Origin of the sequence: Rheinheimera muenzenbergensis (genome assembly GCF_036984005.1) — a bacterium.
Taxonomy (GTDB): Bacteria; Pseudomonadota; Gammaproteobacteria; order Enterobacterales; family Alteromonadaceae; genus Alishewanella; species Alishewanella muenzenbergensis.
Genome location: NZ_JALAAR010000011.1, coordinates 41,264 through 66,505 on the forward strand (window position 1 = coordinate 41,264; position 25,242 = coordinate 66,505).

Here is a 25,242-nt window from a genome sequence, read left to right on the forward strand (position 1 = left end):
TCTTCAACTGACAGAAATGAAGTGGCTTTATTCTGCCAGTCTGGCGTGACAAATTAAAGCCGTATCTGCTGAAGTGTCATGCAGGCCCGATGTAAGTGTGGTTAACACTCAATAATATTCACCGCCAACCCCCCGCGTGAGGTTTCTTTGTATTTGGTTTGCATATCTTTACCGGTATCCCACATGGTTTTTATCACTTTATCCAGCGACACCTTTTGATCGCCGCTGCCACGTAGCGCCAGGCGTGAAGCATTAATGGCTTTAATTGAGCCCATGGCGTTACGCTCTATGCAGGGCACCTGTACCAAACCGCCTACCGGATCACAGGTTAGGCCGAGGTTATGTTCCATGCCAATTTCTGCGGCGTTTTCGACATGTAAAGGCGTGCCGCCCTGTATTTCAGTGAGTGCGGCCGCCGCCATAGAGCACGCCACGCCGACTTCTCCCTGACAGCCAACTTCAGCACCGGAAATAGAGGCGTTTTTCTTATATAAAATGCCGATAGCCGCTGCGGTGAGCAGGTATTGCACGGCAATATCCGGCGTAACCGGCTGAATAAATTTGTCGTAGTACATTAATACCGCCGGAATTATGCCGGCAGCGCCGTTTGTCGGGGCGGTAACCACGCGGCCACCGGCAGCGTTTTCTTCGTTAACGGCCAGCGCAAACAGGTTTACCCAGTCCATGACCTGCAGTGGGTCGCTGCTTTTTTCGGCCATTAATTTTTTATACAACGCCGGCGCGCGACGTTTTACTTTTAAACCGCCTGGCAGTATGCCTTCGGTTTTAATACCGCGCTCAATACAAGCACGCATGGTTAACCAGATATTGTTCAGCTCGTCAGTAATTTGAGCCGGGCTGCGTAGTACTTTTTCGTTTTCCAGCATCAGGCCGGCAATCGATAAGCCATGCTCTTTACACAGTGCCAGCAGCTCAGCGCCAGATTCAAACGGAAACGGCGGCGGGTTGTCGGCAGCAAACTGGCTGGCCGCTTCTTTTTCTTTGGCAAAATCTTCGGCTTTAACAATAAAACCGCCACCGATAGAGAAGTACACATCGCGTAGCACGATGTTTTTCTCTTTGTCGTAGGCAATTAACTCCATACCATTGGAGTGCTCTTTTAAGGTTTTACGCCGGTGAAATACGATGGCACCTTCGCGCGGAAAATTAACCGGCTGCAGCTTGGCGAGGCGGATTTGCTGTTCGTCATTCACTTGCTTTAACAAGCCGGGTACCGCATCCGGATCTACCGTCTCAGGTAAATAGCCGGCTAAACCTAAAATGACCGCTTTACCGGTGCCGTGGCCAATACCGGTTTGGCCCAAAGAACCAAACAGTTCTACCTTGACGGCAGTGACGCTATCAAGCAGGTTGTTGTTGGTTAAATCGTCGGTAAATTTTTTCGCTGCCCGCATCGGGCCTACAGTATGCGAGCTGGACGGCCCTATGCCGATGCTAAACATGTCAAAAGCGCTGATAATCATAATTAATTCTGTTTGGTCGTTATCAAAGTTGCACCATTGTAGCCCAAGCCGCGCTGTTCTGTAAGTCAGTTGGTAACTGGTCGGTGCATATTACAGATGAGAAAAACTAATAGATAACAAAAGCCCGCTACTGTATGCGCGGGCTTTTTCACAACACGCTTTGCCATGTTAATGGTTTAGTTAATCACCCTAATAGTCTTGTTACCTTTGTTGTCTTCAAGCGTCAGGGTAACCCGCAGCAAATTTTGCGGGTTGTCAGCCAATGACAGCAAAATACTGAAGAAGCACAGCAGCGTTTTGTCTATGCCGCCAACCAGCCAATCCATCAGCCAGCCACTGACTTTAGCCCACTGTGCAAGCGCATCGCCAAGGCGTCCATTTATAGCTATCAGCTCGCTGCTGATGCGCTGCTCAAGTGCCGCAGGGGCCAGGCCTTGCGATTTCAAATCATTGATAAGCTTTAAGCTTGATTGCAGGATAATAATAATGTCTTTTATCGCATAAGCTTTCTCGTAAGTGCGTTCTACATCCTCTAAGTAGAGCTTGAATCCCTTTCCTCCCGCTCTTTTAATTTCATCGCCAGACCGTTTATTGCGCTTCAAAACCTTAAGGATCCTATCAGGGTTCATCCTTATATCTTTGCCTAACATCTGCAAACTCTGACCAAGGCTCATATCCGGGTCTATCACCTCGCGATAGGCTTGTGCAATATCAACTACTTTGCGTCGATGCTCGGTGGTGGCTAATTCGAGTAAGCGATCGGTGGCCAGTTCAAAGGCAAAATCGGCATCAGCATTTAGTAAGGTACGCACCAATTTGTTGCTGTCACCAATGAAGATATCAACGGTGCTGGTGACTATTTTTTCAGTTAACAGCTGTGACTGATACCAGCTGAGGTGCGACGCAATGGCGTCCGGGGCAATAATGTCCGGCATGGCGGTTTTATTGATAGCAACTTCACCGTCCGGCAAATTCATCGATTGCAAAATGTCGTGCATTTCCTTACTTGTATGTTTTTTAATATCTTTATTCGTATAGTGAATGGCAAAAGCAGCGAATTGGTTTTCATCAATAAGTGCATTGGCTAAATCGTAAGACAGCGCCATAGAGGCTTGGCGGGTTTCAGCAAACTGTTTTGATATGGTCGTTGCACTAGCAGAGCCACTAATGGCAAGGTTACCGAGGTTATCAACCAGGATGCTAAGGTCGGTATTAATGTTTTTGCTGTAGGATATTGTGCTGTCAGACAAATCGAGGTTGAAAGACAAGGATTTTTCAGTGCGGTAATGTGCACTGATAGACTCTTGCGGCACATTAACCAGCCCTGCGCGCTCGGCCTGCGCCAGTAAACGCACAAACTGCTTGTTGTTGCCGAGGATAAGCGCCTGATACAAACTTTGACTAAGTGCGTGTTGGCTGTCAATAAAATCAATAACAAGGGTGTGATTGCGTGCAATGGCTGATGTTTTCTGCAGCGCCAGCGCCAAACCAATTTGAATATTGGCCGATTTCTCTAATGCTGCCAGCACCTTTTCTTTAAAGCCCTGATACTGACCGACGGCATATTTAATTTTGTCGATGACGAAGGCATCGGTCTGGTTCTGCAGTGACTGCACCTTTACACCCAATTGTTCTAACGGTGCCAACGCTTCGGTGATGCGCCCTTGCTGCGCTTGCATAAATTGCGTGATTTCGTCAGTTAACGCCGTTTTCCATTCAGTAAATTTAGTGGCCAGCTGGTTAGATAAATCTGCGGCAATAATAGCCGTTTGCTCGTTGCTGCTATCAAGGTCAAAGGTTTGCAACAGTTTATCGACCGCCATTTTTGCCAGCGTAGTGGCATCGGCAGCGGGATCCTGAGCATAGCGGTTAACAATAGTCGTTAATTCTGTGGCAATAAGTTGGTTATACACCTCGTTGCTGCCGGCAACGCCAAAAACTAATTGCACTAAGGGGGCATACCATTCATCGGCCGTAGTGGCTGCAATGCCGTCGATCAGTTTGTCGGCCGGGCTGCTCCAGGCTTCTAGTTTGCTGACTAATTCATCGGCATCGTTAAACAGCGGTACTATGTATTTTTTCGCAACTGCATCTAAACCTGTTATTTCTGCGTTGGCATTGATATTAAATGACAAGCCTTCCTGGTTTGCATCGGTGAGTTCAACCTCGGCGCGAAGTTGCGGTACACCTTTGATGCTAACCTTTGGCGCCGACAGCCGGATATGAATGCCGCCTTTGTGCTCGAAGGTTTTGCTTAAGCCAGCTTTTAAATTAAGTGAAGCGCTCAGGTCGGAAAAATTGCCATCGGCTTTTTTGCTCCAGGCGCGGCCAAAACCAAGCGAGGCATTAAACGCAAAGCTGCCTTTGGTGCGCAACGACAGCTCGCGCAGGCCGTGGCAATTGATGCCGTTGACACAAGGCGACAGGCTTTTTACAACCTGGTTTAAACTCCAGATAATCAAGCTGGCTGAGAAACTGTTAAGTGCCACCTGGTAGGCGGGTGTATTTGCCGGATACTGAAAATAGCGGTCGAATTCTATTTCTTTGGCATGGTCAATGCCAATGGACGCCGTAGCGTAACCTGACGATAAGGCTGATGCACCTGAGGCTGAGTAACCACCGGTAACTTCATGATTGACAATAACATCAGCGTCGCTAATGGCAATGTCCTGCTGTGCCGCGCGCGCTTTATTCCAGACCTCGACGCTGGTGTCTGCTCTGGCCGACATTTTTAATTTAATATCCTCGTTGCCGGCTACAACAGTACTGGTGTCCCAATCTACCGACCAGTCTTTCAACTCTGTCATAGCGCTAACAGGATTTGTTAATCTTTGCCAATGCTCATAAATGCGTTGTACATCAGTTAAAGCGCTATTGATGCCAAGATCTTTAAAAATAGCCTGGGCGTCGAGGCCCTGGCCATGAAAGAATTGCTGCAGTGCTGCAAAATCTGTGTTGCTAAGGTCAGCATTTAAAAATACCTGTAGCTTGCTAATCGCATCTCCAATATCAGTATCGGTTTTAGCAGATAGCAGTGCTACAAGCAGGCGAATATAAGCGGGGCTGGCCTGGTTGATATCGTTCAATGTCAACATAATAGTCGTCCTTTTCTATTTGCAGTTACGCAGTGTTGTTAAGCGGGGTTAATCTAAAGTTGCTCTAGTAATAGCAGAAGATAGATATTTATCCATCTTGCTGTACGTCTTAATTGAAATTGAAAGCTGGCGTATTGCCGCTTTCAGTATTGTTGCGAAGCGGTGCAAAGAGGAGGGCTATCAGGCCTGAGGTTGATACAACAACTTAACGGTTAGGCTAATTGCAGGCACAACTTATGTAAAATAGCTGCGGTAGCGCCCCAGATAAACTTATCCTGATACGGCATGGCATGTAGCTGTTGTACCTTACCGCGCAGCGGTAGGCTGAATTGATGGCGGTTTTCCTGCTGCAAAAAATGCGTTAGCGGCACTTCAAAAATACCGGCGACTTCATCGGCCTGCAGTATCCAGCTTTGTTGTGGCGAGAGTAAGCCAACCCAGGGTTGGATAGTAAAACCGGTACTGGTGCTTTGCAGTGGTAAAGTGCCGAGAATGTCTACGGCGGAAGGGGCCAAGCCAATTTCTTCCTGAGCTTCACGCAGTGCCGCAGCATGGCTTTGTTCGCCAGGCTCTATGCGGCCACCGGGAAAACTGATTTGCCCCGGATGATGGCGCAAATGCAGCGCACGTTGGGTAAATAACAGCTGCAGCTTAGTGCCGTAATCAATGACTGGCACTAACACCGCAGCCTGGTGTTTATCGCTGGCCGCTATGGCACCGGCTTTGGCGGCCGTTTGCAATAAAAAACGCTGACGAAACTCTGCGGCAAGCACCCTTAATGCCCCTTAGCTGCCAGCACAGGCAGAATTTTATTCACTTTATCTAAAGTTTCCTGATATTCGCTGTCAACTTCAGAGTCGGCCACTATGCCGCCGCCGGCCTGACAGTAAATTTGCCCTTCGCTGCAAATCAGCGTGCGAATGGCAATGTTGGTATCCATATCGCCATTACTGTTAATGTAGCCAATGGCGCCACAATATACGGAGCGCCGCTGCGGCTCTAACTGCTCAATAATCTGCATTGCCCGCACCTTGGGCGCGCCGGTGATAGAGCCACCGGGAAAGGCACCACGCAGTAAGTCACTGGCGCTGTACTCTGGTGCCAGAGTACCGGTTACCGTACTAACCAGATGATGCACCGCCGGAAAGCTTTCAATGGCAAACAGCTGCGGTACCGCGACAGAGCCCGGCAGACAGACTTTGCCCAAGTCGTTACGCAGCAAATCCACTATCATCACGTTTTCGGCGCGATCTTTTAGCGAATTACGTAAAGTGTCGGCTTCAACGGCATCCGCCATTGGGCAAATACCGCGCGGCCGGGTGCCTTTAATCGGTTTGGTTTCTACTTTATTGCCGTGCAATTGCAAAAAGCGCTCGGGGGAGATACTCAGCACTGCGCCCTGCGGCAAGCGGATAAAGGCCGAAAAGGGCGCAGCATTTTTATCACGTAATTGCAAATATGCCTGCCATTCATCGCCCTGATAAGGTGCCGAAAAACGCTGGGTCAGGTTTATCTGGTAGCAATCGCCACTAAGCAAATAGTCCTGCACCTGATTAAAACGCGCGACGTACCCGGCCTTGTCCATATTAGCTCGCCAGCTGCCGCTTAGGCTAAATGCGGCAGATTGTGGTAATGCATGTTGCAACCTGGCATGCAGTTTTAGCCAGCCTGCTTCTGCTGCGCCATGGTAATCGACATACCATAACTGCTGGTGCAGTTTATCCAGAATCAGTGCCCAGTGATAAATGCCCACTGCCATATCGGGTAGCTGAATATCGGCCGTGGCTGTTGCCGGTAGTGTTTCGACATAACGGCCTAAATCGTAAGCAAAATAGCCCAGGGCGCCGCCAACAAAAGGCAGGTCGCTGCTCACCTGCTGCGGGTAATAACGTTTAAGTGCGCATTTTAATACGGTAAAAGGGTCTTCATTGTAGCTATGGGCACCGTTCTCGTCGGTTAACACGCTGCAACCGGATTTGGCTTCTAAAGTCGCCAGTGGCTCGGCCACCATAATGTCAAAACGACTGTTTACGTGATGTGGTGCGGCAGAGTCGAGTAATATTGCCCAGGGCTGCTGCGCAAAGTGGGCAAAGTATGCCAGTAAATGATCCGGCGTGTCGCCATAAATTTCCGGTGGAATAAGGTACTGCTGCATGAATGGGGCTAGCCGCTGTTTCTGATGCGCGCTATCATACCAGCACCCGCTAAAATAGTTAAACATGGCGCTGCCAGAGGCGTCAGAGGACAAGTAACATGACGGTTATTCGCCAGCAAGACTTTATCGACAGCATCGAAGATGCATTGCAATACATCTCTTACTATCACCCGCTGGATTTTATCAAAGCATTGGAAGTTGCGTACCACAAAGAGCAAAACCAGGCTGCGAAAGATGCCATAGCGCAAATTTTAATTAACTCGCGTATGTCGGCCGAAGGCCACAGACCCATTTGTCAGGACACCGGCATCGTTACCTGCTTTGTTAAAATTGGTATGGATGTAAAGTGGGATAAAACCGATATGACGGTGCAGCAGATGGTGGACGAAGGTACCCGTCGTGCTTATTTAAACCCGGATAACCCATTGCGCGCTTCTATCGTGGCTGACCCTGCCGGCGGTCGCAAAAACACTAAAGACAATACGCCTTCAGTCGTGCATATCGATTTAGTTGCCGGCCACCATGTGGAAGTGATGATTGCTGCCAAAGGCGGTGGTTCAGAAAACAAAACCAAGATGGCAATGCTCAATCCTTCTGATTCAATAGTTGATTGGGTACTGGAAACCCTACCAAAAATGGGTGCCGGCTGGTGTCCGCCGGGTATGCTGGGTATAGGCATCGGTGGTACAGCCGAAAAAGCGGCAGTGCTGGCTAAAGAAGCGCTGATGGAGCCGGTCGATATTCAGGAGTTAATTGCCAAAGGCGCTGAAACTGCAGACGAAAAACTGCGTTTAGAGCTGTACGAAAAAGTTAACAAACTGGGTATAGGTGCCCAGGGCTTAGGCGGTTTAACGACAGTAGTAGATGTAAAAATTAACAGCGTACCAACGCATGCAGCCAGTTTACCGGTAGTGATGATCCCTAACTGTGCAGCCACGCGCCATGTGCATTTTCATTTAGATGGCACAGGGCCTGCTGATATTACCCCGCCAAAACTGGAAGACTGGCCACAGGTAACCTGGGAGCTGGGCGCCAATGTACGCCGGGTAAACCTGGATACCGTAACGCCAGCAGACGTACAAAGCTGGCAAGCCGGTGAAACGGTGCTGCTAAGTGGCAAAATGCTGACCGGCCGCGATGCCGCGCATAAACGCATTGCCGATATGTTAAACCGTGGCGAAGCGCTGCCCGATGGCGTTGATTTTAAAAACCGCTTTATTTATTACGTTGGCCCGGTCGATGCGGTAGGCGATGAAGTGGTCGGCCCGGCCGGCCCGACAACGGCAACCCGGATGGATAAATTTACCGATATGATGCTGTCGCAAACCGGACTGCTCGGCATGATTGGTAAATCTGAACGCGGTGATAAAACCGTCGCCAGCATCAAGCAGCACAAAGCGGTGTATTTAATGGCCGTGGGCGGTGCAGCTTATCTGGTATCCAAAGCGATTAAAAAATCCCGCGTGGTGGCTTTTGCCGATTTGGGTATGGAAGCCATTTACGAATTCGACGTACAGGATATGCCGGTAACAGTAGCGGTAGATTCCAATGGTAATAATGTGCACCAGCAGGGGCCAGCCATCTGGAAAGTGAATATTGAAAAGATGGACACGACGGCTAAGGCCTGATCCAGCACAAGGCTGCAGTAATACTGTGGCCTTTGTTTTTTCAGCTTATAACAACAAAAATCAAGGGATACGCATGAAAAAGACCTTACTTACGCTGGCGCTGTTGGCAACAGGCAGTGCTCTGGCCAAAGCTCCGCTTACGGTTGAGCATTTAAACCGCTTTAATAAACTGCATGATGTGGTGTTATCACCAGATGGTCGTTATGTCGCCTATGGCCAGACTAACACTGGCTTTAGCCCGGCAGATCACAGCAGCGATCTGTATCTGATGGATTTATCCAACTTAAATAAAGTCAGCCGTTTAACCCAGAGTATGGGCCGTGAAAGCCAGCTACAGTGGGCGAATGACGGCCAGAGTATCTATTTTATTGCCAACCGCAGCGGCACGAGCCAGGTATGGCAGTTACCGTTGTACGGTGGTGAAGCGCTACAAGTTACCGATCTGCCGTTAGCGGTAGAGGGCTTTAAAGTTTCCTCAGACGGTAAGCAACTTGCACTGGCGTTATCAGTTAAACCCGGTTGCCAAAGCCTACAATGTACACTGGAGGCTAAAGCTGCCGATGCGGCGAAAAAAGACAGCGCTATGGCTTATGATCAGCTTATGGTGCGGCACTGGGATCATTGGTTAACGCCGTATCGCAACCACTTGCATGTAGCCGCATTGGGGCAGGGCGTGGTGAAAGATGCCACTAACCTGATGAGTGACTGGAATACCAACATCGCTGGCATGAACGAAGTGGCATTTACACCGGATAGTCAGCGTTTGGTGTTTAGCGCAAAAATTCCGGCAGCCGATCAGGCCTGGCACACCAATTACGACATCTTTATGGTGCCGGTAGCTGGCGGTGAAAAACAAAATTTAACCGCCGCTAACCCAGCCTGGGACGCACAGCCGTCGTTTTCTAATGATGGCCGCTTTATGGCATACAAAGCCATGAGCAAGCCACAGGCTGAAGCCGATAAGTTTAGCCTGGTGCTGCTGGATATGGTGACCGGGCAGCGTAAAGAGCTGGCGGCTGAGTTTGACCGTTCAGTAAGTGACTATAAATTTGGTGCAGATAACCGCACCATCTATGTAACTGCCCAGGATCTGGGCCAGTATGCTATTTATGCAATTAACACCGGCTTTGGTGACGTACGCAAAGTGTATGCAGATGGCTATGCCGGCGCGCTGAATGTAGCGGCAGATAAAATTGTATTTACTAACCACAAACTGGATACGCCGCCAGAGGTGTTTCAGCTTAACACTGACGGTAGTAACCTGACACAATTGACCGATATTAACGCCGACTGGCACAAAGAAGTGCAGTTTGGCGATTACGAGCAATTTAGCTTTAAGGGTGCCAACGACGATACCGTGTACGGCTATTTGGTAAAGCCGTGGGACTTTGATGCGGCGAAAAAATATCCGCTGGCGTTTTTAGTACACGGTGGTCCGCAAGGCAGCTTCGGCAATATGTTTAACGAGCGCTGGAACGCGCAAATGTATGCCGCTAAAGGCTATGCGGTAGTGATGGTCGATTTTCATGGCTCTACCGGTTATGGCCAGGCTTTTACCGATTCTATCAGCCGTGACTGGGGCGGCAAGCCGTTGGAAGATTTAAAGAAAGGTTTTGAATATATCGTTAAAGCCCAACCCTGGATTGACGGCGACCGCGCCTGTGCGCTGGGTGCATCGTACGGCGGTTACATGATGAACTGGATAGCCGGTAACTGGCCAACCGGTTTTAAATGTCTGGTAAACCACGCTGGTTTATATGACATGCCGTCATTTTATGGCAGCACCGAAGAGTTGTGGTTTCCGGAATTTGACTTAGGTGGACCAGCCTGGAAGCCGGAGTCTGATTACCAGAAATTTAACCCGGCAGCGCTGGCGGATAAATGGCAAACGCCAATGCTGGTTATTCACGGTTTAAAAGATTACCGCGTACCTTATGCCCAGGGGTTAGGTGCTTTTACTAACCTGCAGCGCAAGGGTATCGATTCGCGTTTAGTGATATTCCCGGACGAAAACCACTGGATCTTGAATAAAGATAACCGCGTACGCTGGTACAACGAAGTGTTCCAGTGGCTGGATAAATACACCAAGCCGTAATGTAGCCCCGCTCATTCCATTAAAATGCAACCCCGCTTTAACGCGGGGTTTTTATTTTATAAAAAAATATGTCGCAATGTTTCTGTTTAAGGTTAAAGGTTGCAGCTATATTGATATTCGGATCATCAGATAGCTTTTTGCATCACAGTGGTGCAATGGCAGCCGGGAGACCGCTATGGGGTTTATCAGTAAAGTTAGATTAATCAGCTTATTAATCGTGTTATTACCGCTGGTTATTGCCACTGTGGTAATAACTTACATGGCCCGGCACGAATTAGAGCAACATGCCCAGGCGCAGTTGTTGGCCGTAAGAGAAATTAAGCAGCGTCAGGTTACGCAAATGCTGCAAGACTTTAATGGTGGCTTAAGTGCCGTGGCCGCCGTCGTAGCTGGTGCCACTGACGTACAGCAGTTGGACACCCTATATCCGGTATTACAGCAGTTAAACCAGCAGCTGGGTTTTTACGACATCTTCGTTATTGATAGTAATGGTACTGTGGTGTTTACCGTCGCGCGCGAGGCCGATTATGCCACTAATTTGCAGCATGGCCCCTATCGCGACTCTGGCCTTGGCCGTTTGTATCAGCGCTTAAAAAGCAGTACAGTCGATACTCTGATGGAAGATTTTTCGCCTTATGCGCCGTCTAATAACGATGCGGCGGCCTTTTTGGCCAAACCTGTGCAACTGGCGCGACAACAAGTGTATGTCGCGGTGCAGCTGTCTATCGAAAAAATTAATCAGGTGATGCAAATTCGCGAAGGCATGGGGCAGACAGGTGAAACCTATCTGGTTGGCGCCGATAATCGTATGCGCTCCGATTCTTATCTGGATGCAACAAACCGCACTGTGCAGGCGTCTTTTGCCGGTACCGTTGCACGTAACGGTGTTGACACTGCCGCCAGCAAGGCCGCTTTGGCTGGCCAGAGCGGCATCAGCAGTATTATCGACTACAACGGCAACCCAGTGTTGTCGGCTTTTGCGCCGCTGAGTGTGTTTGGAGTGCAATGGGCCTTACTGGCGGAAATAGATATCGCAGAAGTGATGGCGCCAGCCTACCGGATGGGCAATATTGGTATTGGCATCGCCTTGATTGCCATACTACTGGCGTTGTTGGCGGCTAAGCTGGTCAGTAATTTTGTGTTGCGGCCCTTAGGCGGTGAACCCGATATCATGTGCCAGCTAACCAGCCGGATTGCCAGTGGCGATCTGACTTTGGATATGCAGGTAGATAACAACGCCGGCCACTTAATGAGTTGGTTGGCCCGGATGCAAAACCGCTTGCGCCAGCTTATTTCGCAGCTCATTGGCGTAGGTCAACAGCTGGAACAAGCCGCCGAACAAAACTCTGCCGCCATCACCCAGGCAGATGGCAGTATTCAGCTGCAGGCGCGTGAGACCGATCAACTGGCCACCGCCATCGAGCAAATGAGTTACGCCGCGGCAGAAATTGGCCAAAATACTATTGCTGCCGCTACTGAAGTTAATGCCAGCCAAAAGCTAGGCCAGCAGTTAACTGAAAGACTGGATGTTAGCAGCCAATCATTAGAGCGCAGTATGGTGAGCTTTAATGCCATTGAGCAACAGGTGCAGGGGCTGGCGCAGGATAGCAAACGTATTGGTAGCGTACTGGCGGTCATTAACAGCATTGCCGAGCAAACCAATTTGTTAGCGTTAAACGCCGCCATAGAAGCGGCCCGGGCCGGAGAGCATGGTCGCGGTTTTGCCGTAGTGGCCGATGAAGTGCGTCAGTTGGCTACCAAGGTGCAGGAAGCGATACAGGATATTTCAGCCGTGTTAAGCGGAATAGGCCGCCAGTCAGACGCCCTGGTGCACCATAGTTCGGTATGCTCTACCGAGGCGGCGCAATCAGTGGCAGATGCTGGCGCTATGCAGCAGGCCGTGCAAGACATACAACAGCGTTTAAGCAAACTTAGTGCTCTGATGTCGCAAACCGCCAGTGCCGCTGAAGAGCAAACTCAGGTCAGCGCTACGTTGGCGCAAGGCATTGCCAGCCTGAGTGCTGCGGCAGAGGAAAACAGTACGGCAATATCTCAGGTAGCACAAAGTACCCATCATTTGTTAGGCTTGGCGAATCAGTTGAGCACCTCTGCGGCTCAGTTTAGGGTGTAACGGAGATTAAACTGCTATGGACTTTCAACAATGCCGGGACCATTGCCTGATGCAACTGCAAAGCATCGAGGACTTCCCGTTTGGTCCGGATATCTACGTGTACAAAGTAGGCAAAATCTTCGCTATTTTAAGTGAGCAGGATGGTCTTGCCAGAGTTAATTTAAAATGCGACCCGGCTGAAGCCATGATGCTGCGTGATATTTTTCCGGCCATTACGCCTGGTTACCATATGAACAAACAGCATTGGAACACCGTGTTGCTGGATGGCAGTGTGCCGGCCAACGAAATAAAGCGCCAGATTGAAAACTCGTATCAGTTAGTGGTTAAAAGCCTGCCGAAAGCGAAAAGGCCAGCGCTAAACTCAAACTAAGTCACTTGTATAGTCGGTCTTGCTCTACCTTGACAAGATTGCAGTGCACTACCAAAATACATACATAATTGTGTGTACAAAGAGGTGGCTATGTCTGCGGTAAGTCGTGTGTTTATGAATGGTAACAGTCAGGCTGTGCGGATCCCTCAGGAATTTCGCTTGGATACTAACACCGTTGAGATAAGCCGTAATGAGCAGGGTGATTTAGTGATCCATCCTTTACCAGAAAAACGTGGTGAGGCTTTAATGGCAGCATTGGATGGATTCGATGCTGATTTTATTGCAGAACTCGAAGCAGAATATCGTGCTCAGCCATTGATGCAAGACAGGGAGGAATTGTGATCTATTTGCTGGATACAAATATTCTTATTTATCTGTTAAAAAATAATCCTCCTTCAGTTGCTGCACATATCGACACTTTGCCAGCCGATACACCATTACGAATGTCATTTTTTACCTATGCCGAGCTACTTAAAGGGGCACAGAACAGTAACAAAACTGCTGAAGTTATGCGAAAGCTGGCAATGTTGACCAGGCAAATTCCGGTTCTATATCAATCTTCTCCTTCACTTTGTCTTCATTACGCAGAGCAATTTAATCGCTTAAAATCAGCAGGCACACCTATAGGGGCAAATGATTTATGGATAGCCAGCCATGCACTGGCGGAAGACGCGATACTGGTGACCAACAATGCGCGGGAGTTTAATCGCGTGACGGGGTTGAGGGTGGAAAATTGGGTATGACCGGAATGAACTTAACGGACATTGTAATTTTAGCCGGTGCCCGCACGGCCATTGGTAGTTTTGGCGGTAGTTTAGCAGGCTTAAGTCCGGCGCAGCTGGGTACAGCAGTGGCTAAGGCAGTCATTAGCCGCTCTGGTGTAGCAGCAACCGATGTCGACCATGCGGTATTTGGCCATATTATTACCACAGGTGCAGAAGATGCCTATTTAGCCAGGCATATCGCATTGAACGCCGGTATGGCCGCCAGCTCTGCCGCCTTTAATGTCAACCGCTTATGCGGCTCGGCACTACAGTCGGTAATATCGGCGGCGCAGCTTATTCAGCTGGGGCACAGCACTATTGCCCTGGCCGGCGGCGCCGAGAGTATGAGTAACGGCGCTTATTTACTGCCAAAGGTGCGGCGTGGTTTAAAAATGGGCCACGGTGCAGTAACAGATTTAACCCTGGGCATTTTGACCGACCCTTTTGGCAGCGGTCATATGGGCATTACCGCGGAAACTATCGCCGGCCAATATGGCTTTAGCCGCACCGACTTAGATGCCTTTGCGCTAATAAGCCAGCAGCGTGCTGCCACAGCGCAGCGGCTGGGCTATTTTGACGCTCAGATCGTACCGCTAACCGTTCAGGTTGGCCGCAATGAAGTGCAATTTGACCGCGATGAGCATATCCGCGCCGATACCACAGCAGAGAGTTTGGCTAAGCTTAAACCGGCGTTTAAAGCTGATGGCCTCGTTACTGCCGGAAATGCCTCGGGCTTAAATGATGGTGCTGCCGCCATGCTGCTAACCAGCCGGTTTGAGGCGGAAAAACGCGGCCTTAGGCCACAGGCGCGTCTGCTTGGTTATGCTTTTGCCGGCGTCGAACCAGGTGTGATGGGATTAGGGCCAATACCGGCGGTACAGCAGGTGCTGGCACAAGCCGGTTTAACGGTGGCTGATATCGATGTGATTGAATCAAATGAGGCTTTTGCTGCTCAGGCTATGGCGGTAAGCCAAACGCTGGGCTTTGACAGCGCAAAAGTAAACCCTAACGGCGGCGCTATCGCGCTGGGGCATCCGGTCGGTGCTACGGGTTCTATCTTAATCATTAAATTATTGGCCGAGCTTAAGCGTAGAGGCGGTCGGTATGGCTTGGTAACCATGTGCATTGGCGGTGGCCAGGGCATTGCCTTATTGCTGGAATCTTTAGCATAAACGAAGGAACTTTATCGCTGCAGGTGCGCCTTATGCCTGAGTTTAATGGCGTTGCAAGGAGCAATTTATGCCGCCTTTCCTGTTATCCCGCTTAGTAAGCCCTGCATTGGCATTAGTGTTGTGTTTATTACCTCAGTACAGTTTGGCAGAGACGTTCAGCGATAAATTGGTGACTGCGGCGCTGGAGCGCACTCAGCAGCAGGTGCGTTACGATGGTCGTTATTTGCGTATTGCCTACCCAAATGGCGATGTACCGGCAGATATTGGCGTCTGTACTGATGTGGTGATCCGCAGTTATCGTGCTTTAGGTATCGATTTACAGCAGTTAGTGCATGAGGATATGCGTGCTGATTTCGAGCTTTACCCGTCAAAGCGGATTTGGGGCTTAACCAGGCCGGATAGCAATATTGATCATCGCCGCGTCCCCAATCTGCAAACCTTTTTCAGCCGTCATGGTACACGTTTGGCGATAAGCCGGCAGGGTAGTGCCTACCAGCCGGGCGATCTGGTAACCTGGATGCTGCCGGGCAATTTGCCGCATATCGGCATAGTCGTAAATAAACGTTCAGACGACGGCCAGCGGCCATTGATAGTACACAATATCGGTGCCGGACCGGTGTTGGCCGATATGCTGTTTGATTACAACATTACCGGCCATTATCGCTTTCATCCCGGCGCTAACGCTCAGTAGTTGTTTATGCCATTTCGTTGGCAATTTGCTGCAGGCTGGCAGCCAGTTGGGCGGGTTCCTGTGCGCCGGAGATCAGGTAGCGGTTATTGATTATAAAGGCCGGTACCGATGAAATGCCGGCTTGCTGATATTTTGCGATATCTTCTTTAACGATACTGCTGAAATCATCGCTGGCTAAAATACGCTGAGCTTCGGTTTTATCAAGGCCGGCTTGCTCGGCGCAGTTTGCCAAAATGGCAGCATCAGATACATCTTTGGCTTCACCAAAATAGGCCGCAAATAACGCCAGCTTCATTGCAGTGGCTTTGTCGTGCGTGGCGGCCCATTTTACCAGGCGGTGAGCGTCAAAGGTATTGCAGGTAAAGCGCTGCTGCATTTTGCTAAAGTTAAGCTCCAAATCGGCAGCTATTTGCATCATATTGGCCTGAGCTGCGCGCATGTCGTCTTCGCTGCGACCATATTTACGGCTCAGTGCCGGCAAAATTGGCTCTTGCGGCGCGTTTTTATCCGGGTTTAGCTCAAACGCATGCCATTCCAATTCTGTTTGCAACTCAGGCAGGCTGCTAAGCGCTTGCTGCAATCTTGCATAGCCAATAGCACACCAGGGGCAGGCAATATCGGAAACCAAATCGATTTTCAGCGTCTTCATTTTGCCGCCACCTGTTGATCTAAGCTGAGCAAATAATTAACCAGCTCATTAAACTGCTGCTGTGATGATACAGCACGGATGTTAACCAAATATTTGTTGTTTACTACAAAGCTTGGCACAGAACGGATATCGGCAGCACTAACGGCAGCATCGTACTCAGCAATCATGCTGTTGACGATCATACTGTCAAAATGGCCGTCAAATTGCTGTGCTTCTGTGCCGATACTGGTAAACAACTGTTTAATATCTGCGCGGTTTTGCGGTGGCTTACGTTGCTGATGGATCTGGTTGAACAAAGCCGCGGCAAAAGCGTTTTCCACTTTTAATAAAGTGGCTGTAGCGTGAGCGCGTTGCACAGTCGCAGCCATATTTCCGCCTAAAAAAGATACCGGTACTTTGTGCAAGGGGGTGTTAGCCGGCAGTGCCTGTTTTAACTCGGCAACTATGGGCTCAAAATTGTAGCAAAACGGGCAGTAGTACGAAAAATACTCCACCACCTGTGCAGTTTCACTTTTAGCCGTGTTAAGCAGCTGGTAATGCTGGTCTTGTTTAAAGCTGTCGTTGGCAAAACTAAGACTGCTGGCCAGCAGAAGTATGGTTGATATGAAAAACTTCATCGTTTATCCGCTAAAGAGTTATGTTAACTAAAACGCTATCACAGTGCTGCTGCTGAGCCAAGTTTCGCCGCCAGATAATCGACCAGCACCCGCACTTTTGCCGACAAATGCCGGTTTTGCGGATAAAGCGCCCAGATACCGTCATCTGGCTGGCGCAGCTCGTTAAGTACTGCCACCAAGTCGCCGCTTTGTAATTTAGTCCCGACATAATAATCCGGCAGCTGCACCAGACCTAAACCTTTTAATGCGGCGTCCATTAATGCTACGCCGCTATTACAAAGAATACGGCCCTGAGGCTTAAAGTGCACTACTTTGCCGTGCTGCGTAAAACGCCACTGCGCTACGGTGCCGGTTAAGCATTGGTGCCGTGCAAGCTCAGTCAGGTTTTGCGGTGTACCGTTTTGTGCCAGATAAGCCGGTGACGCCACCACATATTGGGTGCGGCTTGCCAGCTTGCGTGCGATCAGGCTGGAGCTTTCCAGTGTGCCCAGGCGGATAGCTAAATCGAAGCCGCCCTGAACTAAATCCAGTTTGTTGTTGGTTAGCTGTAAATCCAGCTCAGTGTCGGGGTATAGCTGCATAAAATTATGCAGCAAAGGGGCAATGCGGGTTTCACCGTAAAATACCGGCGCGGTAAGTTTGATTTGGCCGCGTGGCGTGGCTTTTAAGTTGGCTAAGGTGCGATTGGCTTCTTCTAAACTGGCGACTAAATGCCGGCAATGCTGTAAATACAGCAGGCCTTCTTCGGTTAGGCTAACACTGCGCGTGCTGCGATACAGCAGTTTTATCGCTAAACTGGCTTCAAGTTCGGCAATATTACGGCTTACCTGCGCCACTGAGATGTTTAGTTGCTTTGCGGCTTTGGTAAAGCTTTGCAGCTCCGCCACCGCGACAAATTCGCTAATGCCAATCCACTGTTTCATTTAAACCTTCTTGTATTAAATCGGCTTTGCTGAAGCAAGGCTGCAGTCCCGAAACTGCAGTCTAAGGCAGCGGTTAGAACCCCGTTCTGGTTGCCACAGAGTGTCAGCGCGAACGAGTTGCTGTGGCAAGCAAGGGCGGGCGTTGTAACGCAAGCTGCCGTGCTTTTCGCCTGCATAGTTTTGCAAATATGAAAAACTGATTTGCATTTTAGTGGCATTCATACTGATATGGCAAAAATAAAAATCAGGTTACACTTGCTGGTAACAGATTTTTGCGCTGTACAAACGACAAAAAGGACAACCTGATGCAAATGACCAAAACACGCGCCGCTGTGGCCTGGGGCCCCGGCCAGCCATTATCGATTGAAGAAGTGGATTTAATGCCACCGCAAAAAGGCGAAGTGCTGGTTAAAATTATTGCCACCGGCGTGTGCCACACCGATGCTTTTACGTTGTCGGGTGAAGATCCTGAAGGCATTTTTCCGGCCATTTTGGGCCATGAAGGTGGCGGTATTGTTGAAGCTATAGGCGAGGGCGTAACCTCGGTTGCGGTGGGCGACCATGTTATTCCGTTGTACACCCCGGAATGCGGCAAATGTAAGTTTTGTTTATCCGGTAAAACTAACCTGTGTCAGGCCATTCGTGCCACCCAGGGTAAGGGTTTAATGCCCGACGGCACTACGCGTTTCTCCAAAGACGGCAAGCCGATTTATCACTATATGGGCACCTCGACGTTTTCTGAGTACACCGTGCTGCCGGAAATTTCACTGGCCAAAATTAATAAAGCCGCTCCGCTGGAAAAAGTGTGTTTGCTCGGCTGTGGTGTAACCACCGGTATGGGCGCGGTAATGAACACCGCTAAGGTGAAAGAGGGCGACACCGTAGCTGTTTTTGGCTTAGGCGGTATCGGTTTATCTGCCATTATCGGTGCGGTAATGGCCAAAGCCAGCCGTATTATTGCCATTGATATTAACGAAAGTAAATTTGATATCGCCACCAAACTTGGCGCTACAGACGTTATTAATCCGAAAAAATTCGATAAACCAATTCAGGACGTTATCGTAGAGATGACTGACGGTGGCGTAGACTTCTCGTTTGAGTGTATCGGTAATGTCAACGTTATGCGCTCGGCGCTGGAGTGTTGCCATAAGGGCTGGGGTGAGTCGGTTATTATCGGTGTAGCCGGTGCCGGCCAGGAGATTTCGACCCGGCCATTTCAGCTGGTTACCGGTCGGGTTTGGCGCGGTACCGCCTTTGGTGGCGTAAAAGGCCGCACTGAGTTGCCGGATTATGTTGAGCGTTATTTAAACGGCGAATTTGAGCTGGATACCTTTATTACCCATACCATGCCGTTGGAGCAGATCAACGACGCCTTTGATTTGATGCACGAAGGTAAGTCGATTCGTACGGTAATTCATTTTTGATAGCGTTTGCCGGTAATTAAGCAGAAGAGGTTGGAATCCCGATGGCGCAGCCACAGAGTGTCTGAGCCCTGCCGAAGGTAGTAGGGCGAGTTGCTGTGGCGAGCACAGCGGGAATTGCAACCGTATTCTTGCACAGTGAAAATACTCTGTGGCGACCAGCACGGGGTTCTAATCCTCTCTATTATAAATCTGAAGGAAACCCACTATGTCGGCATCCGGAACAATGAAATTAAACAAAGTGAGTGAACAGCTTTGCTTTGGTGGCAAACAAATCCGCTTTACCCATACATCAACAGCACTTAGCTGTGAAATGCAGTTTTCGGTGTTTTTACCGCCGCAAGCAGAAACACAACCCGTGCCGGCACTGTATTGGCTGTCAGGGTTAACCTGTACGGACGAAAACTTCTCTGCTAAAGCCGGCGCGCAGCGTATTGCCGCAGAGCTTGGTATAGCGCTGATTATGCCCGATACCAGCCCGCGCGGTGAGGGGGTGCCGGATGATGAAAACGGCGCTTACGATTTTGGCCTCGGCGCCGGCTTTTATGTCAATGCCACACGAGAGCCATTTACTAAGCACTACCGCATGTACGACTACATTGTTAACGAACTGCCACAGTTGCTGGAAGCCGAGTTGCCACTGTCGGACAAACGCGCTATCAGTGGCCATTCGATGGGGGGGCATGGCGCTTTAGTCATTGGCTTGCGTAACCCGCAGCGTTATAGCAGCATTTCGGCGTTTTCACCGATTTGTAATCCGGTAAATTGCCCTTGGGGTATTAAAGCTTTTAGCGGCTATTTAGCTGATGATAAAAGCCAATGGCAGCAATATGATGCATCTGTATTGTTAGCTATAGCGCAAGATCCGCTGCCGTTATTAGTTGATCAAGGCAGCGCCGACAGCTTTTATCCTGAGCAATTGCGTACCGACAGTTTAATTGCGGCGGCGAAGCAAAGCGCTGCGCCGGCTGAGATCCGCCTGCAGGCGGGGTATGACCATAGCTATTATTTTATCGCCAGCTTTATTGAGCAGCATCTGCGGTTTCATGCGCGGTATTTGTGCAGTTAAAACGCTTTGCTGCAACACCCGCCCTGGCTCGCCACAGCAACTCGCCCTAATGCCTACGGCAGGGCTCAGACACTCTGTGGCGACCAAAACGGGGTTCCAGCCCGCGTTTGCGTACTAATGCGTTCCGTCAAAAGCTGGTTTAATATCGTCAAGTACTGGCATAATCGGTTAAGTTTGCTGTATTGGCCCGCATTAAGGAGAACTGCATGAGCTACGATAACAACAATATTTTTGCCAAAATTCTGCGCGATGAAATCCCCAGTTTTAAAGTGTACGAAGACGACTACACGTTAGCCTTTATGGACATTATGCCGCAGGCCGACGGCCATACCCTGGTGATCCCGAAATTTCAGGCTGAGACGCTGTTAGATATTCCGGCAGATGAGCTTAGCCATACCATGACCACAGTACAAAAAGTGATGTCGGCGCTCAAATCAACCCTTGGCGTTGAAGGCGTGGTGCTAATGCAGTTAAACGGCGCTGCTGCAGGGCAGACAGTACCGCATTTGCACTTTCACTTAATTCCGGAGCATTTATCTAAATTATCCGGCCATGGTGCTGCAATGGGCGATATGGAAAAAATAAAAGCGCTGGCAGAAAAAATCCGCACGGCACTTTAACCGGCTTTACACAGGTTTTATTTATGCGATTTAGCTCTTCACTACTGTTTTCTGCGCCGTTTTTTTCTGCATTGCTGCTGGCCGGCTGCAGCGCGTTGCCTTCATCATCAACATCAGCAGAGCCAGGCTTAACGCTGAGCCTTATTCATATTAACGACACCCACTCGCAGTTTGATGCCAGCCCAGCCGGTGTAAAGGACGCCGCCGGCAGGCCGATTTACACCTATATTGGCGGCCATCCGCGCTTGTTAACCCAGGCACAGCAATTGCGGCAGCAGGCTGTGCAAGATGGCGTGCCGGCGCTATTTTTACATGGCGGCGATGCCTTTAAAGGCAGTGCCTATTTTGAGCTGTTTGAACAGCGCATTAATATCGATGTGCTAAATCGGATGAATATCGATGCCATGGCGCTGGGCAACCATGAGTTTGATATTGGCCTGACCAAACTGGCAGACTTTGTCGACAAGGTAAACTTTCCTGTGCTGGCCGCTAACGTTGATACCAGCGCTGAGCCGTTGTTGGTAAACAGCCAAAACCTGAAGCCTTACAGCTTATTTGTACTGGATAACAACCAACTGAAAGCTGTGGAGAGTGTTGATGCCGCAGCAGAGCGTGAACTGGTGGCAGTATTTGGCCTGGCGCTGGAAGATATGCGTGCCATAGCGCCCGATACCGGCGCGATAGTATTTAACAATGAAGTGCAAAGTGCACAACAAACCGTAGATATGTTAACTGCAAAGGGTGTTAAGTACATTATTGCGCTAACGCATTTGGGCAATCAGCGTGACCTGACACTGGCCGCTGCGGTTAACGGTATAGATGTTATTGTTGGCGGCCACTCGCACAGCCTGCTGGGTGATTTTCGTCACTGGTATTTAGGCAATCAGCGGCCCTATGCTGAGCTGGTAATAAATTCTGATGGTAAAGGTAAAACCTGTGTGGTGCAGGCAGGGCAGTTTGCTCAGGCCGTGGGTCAGGCAAGGCTTAAGTTTAACACCGGCGGTGAGCTGCTAAGCTGTGCCGGACAAAATACCTTACTGGCTGGTACAGACTATTTCCGCTCGGCACTGCGCAATGAACCCAGCCGTATTGCCGCAGCTGAGCAAGCTGCGACAGAGCGTTATGTTGCCGGTCTGCCGCGCACAGCCATTGTTGCCGAAGATGCGGCGCTGCGCGCTGTGCTGGATAGCACTTATTTGCCGGCGGTACAGCAAGCTTATGGTGCGGTGATCAGCAGCACCGAAACCGAAGTACCCCATGTACGCCTGCCCGGTAGCGGCGGCAGTGATAAGCATGGCTCGGCACTGGCAGGGCATATCGCCGATGCGATGCTTAACTATGTCAACCAAACTGCAGTACAAAACCTGATGAAACGGCCGGTGCAGCTGTCATTAGTTGCAGCCGGTAATATCCGTGCGCCGTTGGCAGCAGGTGAAGTGCGCGAAGGTAATATTCGTCTGGAAGTGCTGCCGTTTGATACGCCGCTTAGTGTGCTGAGCATTAGCGGTGCAGATTTACGCATGTTACTCACCGATATTATCAGCCAGTCGGTAGTTGCCGGGGCCCATACCGGTAAGTTTCCTTATGTTGCCGGTATACGTTATGTGGCAAAACAAACCGGCCCGGCTACCGCAGAGTTAACCACGCTGGATATCAAACAAGACGGCAGCTGGCAAGCCGTTGAGCCGCAACAACGTTATAGTTTGGTCACCACCAGTTATCTGGCCGATGGCAATGACGGCTGGCAGTTGTTACAACAATTGCAAGCAGAGCACAGCGACCGGTTGGATATTATCCTGCGCCAGCAGCACGTAGCGCTGTATCCGGTAACACGGGTTGAAGCTACAAAAGATAGCAGCGGTGGGCGTGCTTTCAGTGCCCGTTATCACAATGTCGCGACTTTGCCTTGTAAAACCGAAAGCGTAGATTGCAAAGTAGCTGCGCAGGCATTTATCGAGTATCTGCAGGCCAAACCAGATCTATGGCAACAAAAGCGCGAGCCAACGGTAACTTTGGAAAGGTGACGAAAATGAGGGCAGAGTAGTCTGCCCTTCAAGTTGCATGTTTTAGTTATAGCAGTTCTATATAAAGCACACTAAATACAGCCAATGTCAGCCAAGATCCCATCATCCAGGCCGCTAATATCCGGTCACGTCTTGTCGAGAGCTGTTTTAACAAAAAGGGGTCAATAAACATAGCATGCTCGCCCCAAATCGAGGCCGGCAAAATAAGCTTTATTGCGTAAGTGGCGACACGCCAGCCGGGGCCATCCCATTCACTGATCGTTTCTTTGTTTAGTGCTCTTAGCTTTTTTTCCAGCGGACGCATGCCAAGCTGTGCGAAGACCAGCCAGGATGCCGCAGCATTGAACATTAGAACAATGCCAAAAATAGTGGCAAAATCTAACGAATTATTTAACTCAGCGTCTGGCACTAGCAGCGACTTCTTGCGCATTGTGGAGTGATGTAACAGTTTCTCATTCAATAAACAACGTAAATCCAATCGCCATTGCAATTGCAGTTATCCAAGACAACCAGAACCATATTGCTCGCTGTTTATCAGCCGAGGTTGCAATTTTATGTAACAGATAGGGGTCTAAAAACATGTTGTAGTTACCCCAAATGTGTGGCGGTAATACAAGTTTTATCGCATAGGTTGCTGTACGCCACCCCGGCCCATCCCAGTCACTGATATTATCACTTTTTAACTCGCGTAATTTTCTCTCCAGCGGTCTCATGCTGCATTGTGCAAAAGCAAGCCATGAAATAGCAGCGTTTAGCAGCACAAAAAGACCAACTAATAAGTACAGTAATTCAAAGTCTGAGTGGTTAATGCCTTCTGCCATCGCCATTTAACTCGTAAGTTGGATAGCTTTCATTGTATAAGTTATGAAAATGTCTCAGCGTACCAAATGCATACAATAACGAACAAAAGACCTGACAAGATTAACCAAAATGCAAGTGTCTTGTCTTTAGTCGTAGCTAACTCTTTAAGTACGTAAGGATCAATCAGCATCGTATTTTTACCCCAAAATGATGCTGGCAGCACCAGCTTAATCGCGTAGGTAACCACGCGCCAGCCCGGCCCGTCCCACTGACTGATCGAATCTTTATTCGCCGCTTTTAACTTCTTCTCTAATGGCCGCATACTCAGGTGCGCGAATATCAGCCAAGAGAGAAAAAAATTGATCATAAATGCAAACATTAAGATGGTCGCTAAGAACAAAATATCGTCAGAGGTGAACTCTGAAATCATCTTCTACCCCTGGTCGAATAATTTGCACTTCGATCGTAAATGACACCAGCGCCTGTTTTTGCTGCCGAATTAACGTATTTAGCTGAGTAGTAACCTGCTGCTAATGCAGTTAAGCCTGCTCCGGCTAGAATAACCCATCCAGCAGGCGTCCAGCCCAATGCAATACCTACTTTTGTCATTGCCGCTGCAGTAGATGCGAAAGCAATTTGTGCTGTATATGCGCCCGCAGCAGTACTGGCACCGAAACCGGTAATTTCTTGTACTGCAACTCGATGATAATCTTGTCCTTGCTGTTTTGCATCTGCAACATTGTAAGCTCTGAGTCCTGCATCAATTAGGATTACACTGTTTCCAAGATATTTTGCTCGTCTGGACATGTTGCGTAAAGTTTTAACATCAGTCGATTTGGTCACTTCAAGTTTGGTAACAGTAGATTGGTTTAACCTGCCAGACATAGCGATATTAGTGCCACGTTTCGCACTAGCGATAGCGCTTCGGGCTCTTGGGGATTTGAAGTTAGCGAGGTGTCGCTTAAGTTGATATTCAAAGGTTTGTTGTAGATTGCCGTGATGAGCTTTCGCAATTTGTTCAAGGCGTCGTATTTCAACATTGGTTGCGCCTTGTTTTCTGGCTTCGTATATCTTCAGTAATGCTTTTTCATACTTAGACATGCTTTCCATCAAGCCATTTCTGCTTGAGGCAAGTGTGCCAGCCAGCGCACCACTTAATGTTGAGCCATCTTCTTTTAAGTATGGATAAATATGCTCGTCGTACATCGCAGCCAGTGCTAGCGTATTGTCTGAACCAATGCTTTCGACGGTATGACCGATAACTTCACGCTGTTGCTGCGGAATAGTGCACATTTGGCTGTAAAAATCGTGGGTGTCCGCCTGACTGCCATTTAGCATATATGGCTGATAGGGCTGTAGAATATCGGCCACTATGCTTCTGTTATTACGATAAAACTGCTGTTGCCAGTCTTTATCGGCAAACGCTGAATTGGCAAACAGCGTATTAGTGTGTTGTGGGCGGGTATTTAACAGAATTTCAGCCATAACCATGTCCTTATCGGTAAATTGAGCTGATTTTAAAACCTGGCTATA

General features: G+C 49.3%; 23 protein-coding genes. 12 read left to right on the forward strand and 11 right to left on the reverse strand.

Translation table 11 applies throughout. The annotated features are described in order from the left end of the window. Positions 1-101 precede the first annotated feature (101 nt). The 4 genes from MN202_RS13435 to pabB form a co-directional block, all read right to left on the reverse strand. Positions 102-1,484 carry an L-serine ammonia-lyase gene (locus MN202_RS13435; RefSeq protein WP_335736642.1) on the reverse strand — a complete coding sequence of 461 codons (1,383 nt, stop codon included), beginning with the start codon at positions 1,482-1,484 and terminating at the stop codon, positions 102-104. Positions 1,485-1,660: 176 nt separating this feature from the next. After that, complete coding sequence (locus tag MN202_RS13440; RefSeq protein WP_335736643.1) at positions 1,661-4,579, reverse strand: hypothetical protein; 2,919 nt, start codon at positions 4,577-4,579, stop codon at positions 1,661-1,663. Between the two features lie 212 nt (positions 4,580-4,791). Beyond that, on the reverse strand, positions 4,792-5,352 hold the full coding sequence (locus tag MN202_RS13445; protein ID WP_335736644.1) for a CoA pyrophosphatase: 561 nt from the start codon (positions 5,350-5,352) through the stop codon (positions 4,792-4,794). Positions 5,353-5,354: 2 nt separating this feature from the next. After that, a complete protein-coding gene (gene pabB / locus MN202_RS13450) occupies positions 5,355-6,734 on the reverse strand; it encodes an aminodeoxychorismate synthase component I (protein ID WP_335736645.1) in 1,380 nt (459 codons plus the stop codon). Positions 6,735-6,832: 98 nt separating this feature from the next. Between pabB and MN202_RS13455 the strand changes: the two genes are divergently transcribed. The 8 genes from MN202_RS13455 to MN202_RS13490 all read left to right on the forward strand — a co-directional run bounded on the left by MN202_RS13455 (position 6,833) and on the right by MN202_RS13490 (position 15,585). Next, positions 6,833-8,362 carry a fumarate hydratase gene (locus MN202_RS13455; protein ID WP_335736646.1) on the forward strand — a complete coding sequence of 510 codons (1,530 nt, stop codon included), beginning with the start codon at positions 6,833-6,835 and terminating at the stop codon, positions 8,360-8,362. Between the two features lie 73 nt (positions 8,363-8,435). Then, complete coding sequence (locus MN202_RS13460) at positions 8,436-10,457, forward strand: S9 family peptidase (protein ID WP_335736647.1); 2,022 nt, start codon at positions 8,436-8,438, stop codon at positions 10,455-10,457. 175 nt (positions 10,458-10,632) lie between these two features. Beyond that, entirely contained in the window at positions 10,633-12,588 is a 1,956-nt protein-coding gene (locus MN202_RS13465) for a methyl-accepting chemotaxis protein (RefSeq protein ID WP_335736648.1), read from the forward strand. Positions 12,589-12,604: 16 nt separating this feature from the next. Next, a complete protein-coding gene (locus tag MN202_RS13470; RefSeq protein ID WP_335736649.1) occupies positions 12,605-12,958 on the forward strand; it encodes an MmcQ/YjbR family DNA-binding protein in 354 nt (117 codons plus the stop codon). A gap of 90 nt (positions 12,959-13,048) precedes the next feature. Then, positions 13,049-13,300 carry an antitoxin gene (locus tag MN202_RS13475; RefSeq protein WP_335736650.1) on the forward strand — a complete coding sequence of 84 codons (252 nt, stop codon included), beginning with the start codon at positions 13,049-13,051 and terminating at the stop codon, positions 13,298-13,300. Continuing rightward, positions 13,297-13,701: a type II toxin-antitoxin system VapC family toxin gene (locus MN202_RS13480; protein WP_335736651.1), complete on the forward strand. Its 405-nt coding sequence runs from the start codon at positions 13,297-13,299 to the stop codon at positions 13,699-13,701. The genes MN202_RS13475 and MN202_RS13480 overlap by 4 nt, the downstream gene beginning before the upstream one ends. Continuing rightward, on the forward strand, positions 13,698-14,894 hold the full coding sequence (gene bktB, locus MN202_RS13485) for a beta-ketothiolase BktB (protein ID WP_335736652.1): 1,197 nt from the start codon (positions 13,698-13,700) through the stop codon (positions 14,892-14,894). The genes MN202_RS13480 and bktB overlap by 4 nt, the downstream gene beginning before the upstream one ends. Positions 14,895-14,961: 67 nt before the next feature. Beyond that, positions 14,962-15,585, forward strand: coding sequence for a DUF1287 domain-containing protein (locus MN202_RS13490; protein ID WP_335736653.1), 624 nt, complete (start codon positions 14,962-14,964; stop codon positions 15,583-15,585). A 4-nt stretch (positions 15,586-15,589) separates the two neighbouring features. On the opposite strand, the gene MN202_RS13495 is transcribed toward MN202_RS13490, so the two are convergent. Genes MN202_RS13495 through MN202_RS13505 form a run of 3 tightly spaced genes read right to left on the reverse strand, consistent with a single transcriptional unit; the run spans position 15,590 to position 17,774 of the window. Next, positions 15,590-16,234 (reverse strand): DsbA family oxidoreductase, encoded by a 645-nt coding sequence (locus MN202_RS13495; RefSeq protein ID WP_335736654.1) that lies wholly within the window; start codon positions 16,232-16,234, stop codon positions 15,590-15,592. Then, a complete protein-coding gene (locus MN202_RS13500; protein ID WP_335736655.1) occupies positions 16,231-16,851 on the reverse strand; it encodes a thiol:disulfide interchange protein DsbA/DsbL in 621 nt (206 codons plus the stop codon). Before MN202_RS13500 ends, MN202_RS13495 begins: the two co-directional genes overlap by 4 nt. 38 nt (positions 16,852-16,889) lie before the next feature. Next, a complete protein-coding gene (locus MN202_RS13505; protein WP_335736656.1) occupies positions 16,890-17,774 on the reverse strand; it encodes a LysR family transcriptional regulator in 885 nt (294 codons plus the stop codon). Positions 17,775-18,079: 305 nt separating this feature from the next. On the opposite strand from MN202_RS13505, the gene MN202_RS13510 reads away from it, so the two are divergent. The 4 genes from MN202_RS13510 (at position 18,080) to MN202_RS13525 (ending at position 22,908) form a co-directional block, all read left to right on the forward strand. After that, the gene (locus tag MN202_RS13510) at positions 18,080-19,198 is read left to right on the forward strand and encodes an S-(hydroxymethyl)glutathione dehydrogenase/class III alcohol dehydrogenase (protein ID WP_472511571.1); all 1,119 of its coding nucleotides are present in this window, start codon (positions 18,080-18,082) and stop codon (positions 19,196-19,198) included. Positions 19,199-19,403: 205 nt separating this feature from the next. Further along, positions 19,404-20,264, forward strand: coding sequence for an S-formylglutathione hydrolase (gene fghA, locus MN202_RS13515; RefSeq protein WP_335736657.1), 861 nt, complete (start codon positions 19,404-19,406; stop codon positions 20,262-20,264). 206 nt (positions 20,265-20,470) lie between these two features. Then, positions 20,471-20,884, forward strand: coding sequence for an HIT family protein (locus MN202_RS13520; protein ID WP_335736658.1), 414 nt, complete (start codon positions 20,471-20,473; stop codon positions 20,882-20,884). 23 nt (positions 20,885-20,907) lie between these two features. Further along, positions 20,908-22,908, forward strand: coding sequence for a bifunctional metallophosphatase/5'-nucleotidase (locus MN202_RS13525; protein ID WP_335736659.1), 2,001 nt, complete (start codon positions 20,908-20,910; stop codon positions 22,906-22,908). 46 nt (positions 22,909-22,954) lie between these two features. Here MN202_RS13525 and MN202_RS13530 read toward each other — a convergent pair whose 3' ends face one another. From MN202_RS13530 to MN202_RS13545, 4 genes are read right to left on the reverse strand one after another with little or no spacing between them, the layout of a single operon-like run. After that, the gene (locus tag MN202_RS13530; protein ID WP_335736660.1) at positions 22,955-23,317 is read right to left on the reverse strand and encodes a hypothetical protein; all 363 of its coding nucleotides are present in this window, start codon (positions 23,315-23,317) and stop codon (positions 22,955-22,957) included. A gap of 43 nt (positions 23,318-23,360) precedes the next feature. Further along, complete coding sequence (locus MN202_RS13535; protein ID WP_335736661.1) at positions 23,361-23,735, reverse strand: hypothetical protein; 375 nt, start codon at positions 23,733-23,735, stop codon at positions 23,361-23,363. Positions 23,736-23,770: 35 nt separating this feature from the next. Continuing rightward, positions 23,771-24,139, reverse strand: coding sequence for a hypothetical protein (locus MN202_RS13540; protein WP_335736662.1), 369 nt, complete (start codon positions 24,137-24,139; stop codon positions 23,771-23,773). Further along, positions 24,136-25,194, reverse strand: a complete 1,059-nt coding sequence (locus tag MN202_RS13545) for a hypothetical protein (protein WP_335736663.1) — start codon at positions 25,192-25,194, stop codon at positions 24,136-24,138. The genes MN202_RS13540 and MN202_RS13545 overlap by 4 nt, the downstream gene beginning before the upstream one ends. Between the last annotated feature and the right edge of the window lie 48 nt (positions 25,195-25,242).